Below are 5,440 nucleotides of genomic sequence, written 5' to 3'. Positions count from 1 at the left end.
CGTAAAATCTGCACAAAGCTGGTTCAGAAGTTTACAGATGACGAAGAATACCTGGAAAAAGAACTTAAAAACGCCCTGCCACGAGTTCAGTGCCTGGAACTGGAAATTGAACACATGACAGGAAAACTGGTGAACGAGTCGTGAGGTATTCAGCAATGAAAAATCATAAAACAAATTTCGGTCCAATCCTTATAATTATCGCAGCCTGTTTCTGGGGCAGCATGGGTATTTTTGTACGTCACCTTGAAGCTTACGGCTTTACTGCAATTCAGATTGTTTCTATACGCCTCACACTGGCCGCTGTGCTTTTCTCAATTATACAGATATTTATTGACCGCTCAGGCTTTAAGATAGCACTCCGCGATATTCCGCTTTTTCTGGGATTAGGACTTGGAAGCATTTTGTTCTTCACCATCTGCTATTTTTCTGCAATTACGATTATGCCGCTTTCTACGGCTGCAATTCTTTTGTACACCTCGCCTATCTGGATTATGCTGATGTCGGCAATTATCTTCCATGAAAAACTGAACGCAAAAAAACTGATTGCTCTTGCGCTGGCTTTTGCAGGCTGTGTTCTGGTTTCTGGAATTTCAGGAGACGGGATTACAATGATGGGGCTACTGCTTGGACTTGGCTCAGGTCTGGGATACGGTCTTTACAGCATTTTAGGAACTGTCGCACTCCGACGCTACTCGCCTTATACAGTAACAACATACACATTTATTTTTGCAGCAATTGGTTCGTGGTTTATAAACCGCCCTGCAGAAATGATTTCAAAGTTTCAGGCGTCAGGAAATCTCCCTCTTCTTTTGGGGTTTTGTTTACTGACCGCTTTGATAACAGCTGTAATCCCTTTTTTGACGTACACGCTGGGACTCAAGACAGTTGAAGCAAGTAAAGCCGGTATCATTGCAACTCTTGAACCTGTGGTTGCAACTATTATAGGAATTGTATGCTTTAGCGAAGGACTTAACATTCTTTCTGCAGCTGGAATTCTGCTGGTGCTTTCAGCGGTCGTTATATTGAACGTGAAATCAAAAAAGGATATTTCATAGATGGACTACAGTTACATTTTCCGTTCAGCTAAAATTAAAAAGGATTCTCTGGAAGCAACGGGTTTTACTACAAGCGATGGTGCAACTTACACAATGAGTAAGGCTGTTTCCGGCGGAGCTTTCAAAGCGGACATCACTTTATCACTCAAAGAACAGACTCTCACCGTTCACCTTTTTGATACGGCAACCGGCGAAAAATATGCACTCTTTGATATGACTTCTTCACACGGCGCTTTTGTCGCATCATTGCGCGAAGAAGTTCAAAATATTATCGAAGAAATCCGTACAAAGTGTTTTGAAACCAACGATTTGAAAGATGATTACATTTCCTGGATTAAAACTCAGTTTGGAGCTGAGCCTGATTTTCCGTGGCCGGACACTCCCGACTACTGCGTTTTCCGCTGCCCGAACGAAAAATGGTTTGCACTTATAATGAAGGTGAAGTATAAACAGATAGGTCTCACAGGCGACGAAGAAGTCTGGGTAGTAAACATGAAAGCCGACCAGGCAGAAATCCCGAACCTCATCGACAAAAAATCAATCTTCCCTGCCTGGCACATGAACAAAAAACACTGGATTACCGTTCTTCTCACCGCAGCCACCGATTTTGAAAAACTGTGCGAGTTTACGCAGAAAAGCTGGGAGCTGGTGAACCGATAATCATAGATAGAAAGATAAGGAATTAAAAATGGCATCTGAAAAAACAGGACTTGTAATGGAAGGCGGCGCTATGCGCGGTATGTTTACGGCAGGCGTCCTTGATGTTCTTATGGAAAACGGCATTGAGTTTGACGGAGCTATCGGGGTTTCTGCCGGAGCCACCTTTGGCTGTAATTTTAAGTCAAAACAGATTGGTCGCGCCATAAGATATAATAAACGCTTCTGCAAGGACTGGAGATACTGTTCACTTCGTTCGCTTATAACAACCGGTGATTTATATGGAGCTGAGTTTTGTTATGATACGCTTCCGAATCAGCTTGATATTTATGATACTGCAACTTACAGAGCTAACCCGATGAAGTTCTATTGCGTTGTTTCTGATTGTGAAACCGGAAAGCCCATTTACAAGGAACTTGAAACCTGCGATAAAAATGATTTAACCTGGATGCGCGCCAGTGCCAGTATGCCGCTTGCTTCAAAAGTTGTGGAAATTGACGGCTATAAGCTTTTAGACGGTGGCATGACAGATTCAATTCCTCTGAAATATTTTGAAGAAATCGGCTATAAAAAGAACCTGGTAATTCTGACCCAGCCAAAAGATTTTACAAAATCACCGAATAAACTGATTGGTCTGATGAAAATTGCTTTACGAAAATATCCGGCTCTGGTCGAAGCTATGAAGCAAAGACACATTGTTTATAATCAGGAAAAAGAATATGTGTTCAGCCAGGAAGAAAAAGGCACCGCTTTTGTTATCTGCCCGGAAAAGGATTTAGGCATCAGCAGGACAGAAAACAATCCTGATGAATTAGACAGAGTATATAACGAAGGCCGACGTATTGCACAATCTAAGCTTGAGGAGATTAAAAACTTCCTGAATTAATGCACCACTACAACACGGTTTGCCCTGCGGGGTTTGCTTGCAGGCTGAGGACCGTCAATATAACCTAAAATCACAAAACACTGACAGCTGTAATTTTCAGGTACACCCCACTCTCTCATAAGCTTATATCCTTCTTCACTGTCAAAAGTTTCTTCTCCCCGGGAAATTATGCATGAAGAAATTCCAAGCTCAGTTGCCTGTAAAATCATATTTTCGGCTATACAGAATGCATCGGCAGTCTTAAAAAGAAAATTGTCCTGGCAGAATATGCACACAACGGTTGGTGCACCATAAAATCCGTTTTTCATTGTCGGGTCGTCTATCACACTCGGCTGTTCAGCTGAAACATAGCTTCCGCTTAAGTTTGAGCGGTTGAATTTTGCAAGGTTCATTCTTCCAAGATGTGCCGCAAACTCACTGTTATGAACTGCAACCATCATGCTTCTCTGCCCGCCGCCTGCATTCGGTGCAAAGTTTCCTGCTTCAAGTATTTTATCTAAATCTTCCAGACTTATCTGCTCGGAAGTGTATTTTCTTATTGAATGTCTTGCTTTAATAATGTCCATTAACATGATAAGTTTTCTCCTTAATTTGGGCGTTCCCCGCCTTCGGCGGGTCGGGCTACTACAGGTTCCGCTATCGCTCCATTACCTGCGGTAACGCTTCGCGCCTTCCGTATCCCTAACGCATTTCAATTTTCTTCCAGCACTGAGGATCTGCTGCATAGAAATTCCCGCCATTACTTCCAGCTGCTACTGCAGGGCAGCCGCGGCAATACGGTAAAAGCTCGCACTTTGCGCACTTGCTGAATTTATCGTAGTCACGGAAGCTTTCCATTTTCTGATTCAGCCATACTTCACTAAGCCGGTCGGTAAATACGTTCCCAACTTTGCTGTTTGCGACACGGCGGCAGGCATAAATGTCTCCTGTCGGTAAAATAGTGATGTGGCAGTTTCCGCAGTTGCAGCCGCCGTAAATGACGAGCTGACGCTCTAATCCTTTTTCGGCATCGCTCGGAATTGTAAAGCGGCCGTGTTCATAATCAAAAAGTGTCCAGAGATGGTCTTTTCGGTTGAAATATGTCTTGCATCCGGCTTCTTCGTATGCACGGTATTTTTTGTCTACAACCTCCAGAAAATCCCGGTAACGTTCAGGCGAAATGTACCAGTCGCTTTTTTCGTTTCCCTTGCCGTCACTTGTGGGTACATAACGCGCAAAAGCGTACACCTGTGCTCCGGCTTTTACAACTTCGTCAATCACATCTGGAATCTCGTCTATGTTGGTGCCGCTCACGGTAGTCATAATTACGCTTGTAATCGGTCCCCCGTCGGCATCTTTTGCTTCATTAATCAGGCGGATTTTTTCGAGCGTTGTCTTGAAACTTCCCGGTTTTCTGAACCAGTCGTGTGTTTTTTCAAGACCGTCAATACTCATCTGATATTTGTCACACCCCAGATTTCTCATACGCTGCAAATTTTCAGCGTTCAAATGAAAAGGATTTCCCATCAGGGTAAAAGGAACGCTGTGTTCATGGCAGAGCTCCAGCAAATCCCAGAAATGAGGATGAAGAATCGGATCTCCGCCTGTGATGTAAAAATAAGGAAGCCGGTTAAACTTCTGGCAGAATTCCAGTGCATTAAAAAATACATGCTTCATCTGCTCCCAGTTCATTGAAACAAGAGCAGGGTGTCCTTCTGCGAAGATGTAACAGTGCTTACATCTCTGATCGCACTCATCTGTAATATGCCATTGGAAAGCAAAATACTGCATAGCCGGCCTCCTAATTCTTACTTACCAGCGCCACATGCTGAACCGCACGCGGCAGGTTTCTTTTCTGGTTCTGCAGGTTCACCAGCACCACAAGCCGAACCACAGGCAGCAGGCTTTTTCTCTGGTTCGCTAGCACCACATGCTGTTCCACAAGCTGAGCCTTCATCAGCCTGAGCCATTTTTACATTCCAATCTGAAAGATTCTTAAGTGCCATATTTGCACCTCCTTGTAATTGATAGTTGTAATATAAATGACTGGAAGCAATTTGTGAAATGAATTATTATTATAATTGATAACTCTTCGGAATAATTGGAAAATACAAATGAACACAACGCAACTTGAATGTTTTGTAAGCCTTGCCTCAACACTGAACTTTGCGAAAACCGCTGAACAGGTATATCTAACACAACCGGCTGTCACAAAGGAGATTCAGTCTCTGGAATCTGAACTTTCGGCCAAGCTTTTTATCCGCACTACCCGCTCCGTCTCGCTTACAGATGTAGGCCGGCAGTTTTTACCCGAGGCTAATTCCATTTTGCAGTCGTACTATCACGCAAAAGACTGGATTTCATCGTTTCATTCCAAAAGCAAAAGCAGCCTTAGAATCGGTTATATGGATTCGCACAGTCTTCCTTTCATAACTAAAGTGCTTGGTGAAATCAAAAACAATTTTGAAAAACTTATGCCGTCTTTCATCGTTGACCAGACCGATACAAACTTAAACAGGCTTGTTCACGGGCAGGCTGATATTGTAGTCGGAATTAAAGATTCAAGGTTTAAGGATGATTCCATAGATTTTAAAACGCTTCACATGGACGGCTTTGTAATTGCGTTCCCAAAAAATCATCCGGTATTGAAGAAAGCTAAGAAAATGAAACTCACCGAAATCTCTCAGGAAATGCTGTGGGAATATCCTCAGGTCGTACAGATTCCGCCGTATCTTTTGAAAAATGTCTTTTCCAAGGGAAGCCACATTCTTCCCGTGAACGAAAAGCTTGATAATATTCTGTGTTCTTTTGCTTCTGAAGTTTACGGTCTTGTAAAAGCAGGATTCGGATTTGCCTTTGTTCC

7 protein-coding genes are annotated in these 5,440 nt (G+C 43.1%); 4 read left to right on the top strand and 3 right to left on the bottom strand.

All coding sequences use genetic code 11. The features are described from left to right. The first annotated feature begins 155 nt into the window (after positions 1–155). The 3 genes from ACKI5B_RS10670 to ACKI5B_RS10660 are packed head-to-tail and all read left to right on the top strand — an operon-like array spanning position 156 to position 2,598. Positions 156–1,055 carry a DMT family transporter gene (locus ACKI5B_RS10670; protein WP_407428574.1) on the top strand — a complete coding sequence of 300 codons (900 nt, stop codon included), beginning with the start codon at positions 156–158 and terminating at the stop codon, positions 1,053–1,055. Further along, positions 1,056–1,715, top strand: coding sequence for an MmcQ/YjbR family DNA-binding protein (locus ACKI5B_RS10665; protein ID WP_407428572.1), 660 nt, complete (start codon positions 1,056–1,058; stop codon positions 1,713–1,715). A gap of 28 nt (positions 1,716–1,743) precedes the next feature. Continuing rightward, the gene (locus ACKI5B_RS10660; RefSeq protein ID WP_407428570.1) at positions 1,744–2,598 is read left to right on the top strand and encodes a patatin-like phospholipase family protein; all 855 of its coding nucleotides are present in this window, start codon (positions 1,744–1,746) and stop codon (positions 2,596–2,598) included. Here ACKI5B_RS10660 and ACKI5B_RS10655 read toward each other — a convergent pair. From ACKI5B_RS10655 to ACKI5B_RS10645, 3 genes are all read right to left on the bottom strand, one after another. Then, on the bottom strand, positions 2,595–3,170 hold the full coding sequence (locus ACKI5B_RS10655; RefSeq protein WP_407428568.1) for a nitroreductase family protein: 576 nt from the start codon (positions 3,168–3,170) through the stop codon (positions 2,595–2,597). The two genes, ACKI5B_RS10660 and ACKI5B_RS10655, sit on opposite strands and share 4 nt — an antisense overlap. Before the next feature lie 109 nt (positions 3,171–3,279). Then, complete coding sequence (gene acgM, locus ACKI5B_RS10650) at positions 3,280–4,368, bottom strand: radical SAM/SPASM domain protein, ACGX system (RefSeq protein ID WP_407428566.1); 1,089 nt, start codon at positions 4,366–4,368, stop codon at positions 3,280–3,282. 17 nt (positions 4,369–4,385) lie between these two features. Further along, the gene (locus tag ACKI5B_RS10645; protein WP_407428564.1) at positions 4,386–4,583 is read right to left on the bottom strand and encodes an ACGX-repeat peptide; all 198 of its coding nucleotides are present in this window, start codon (positions 4,581–4,583) and stop codon (positions 4,386–4,388) included. Between the two features lie 108 nt (positions 4,584–4,691). Between ACKI5B_RS10645 and ACKI5B_RS10640 the strand changes: the two genes are divergently transcribed. After that, a partial coding sequence (locus tag ACKI5B_RS10640; RefSeq protein ID WP_407428562.1) for a LysR family transcriptional regulator occupies positions 4,692–5,440 on the top strand: 749 nt, incomplete at its 3' end.

The sequence above is a fragment of the Treponema sp. genome (assembly GCF_045657965.1).
GTDB lineage: Bacteria > Spirochaetota > Spirochaetia > Treponematales > Treponemataceae > Treponema_D.
Note: the sequence above shows the minus strand (reverse complement) of the source record. Positions and strands in the feature narration are given on the sequence as shown.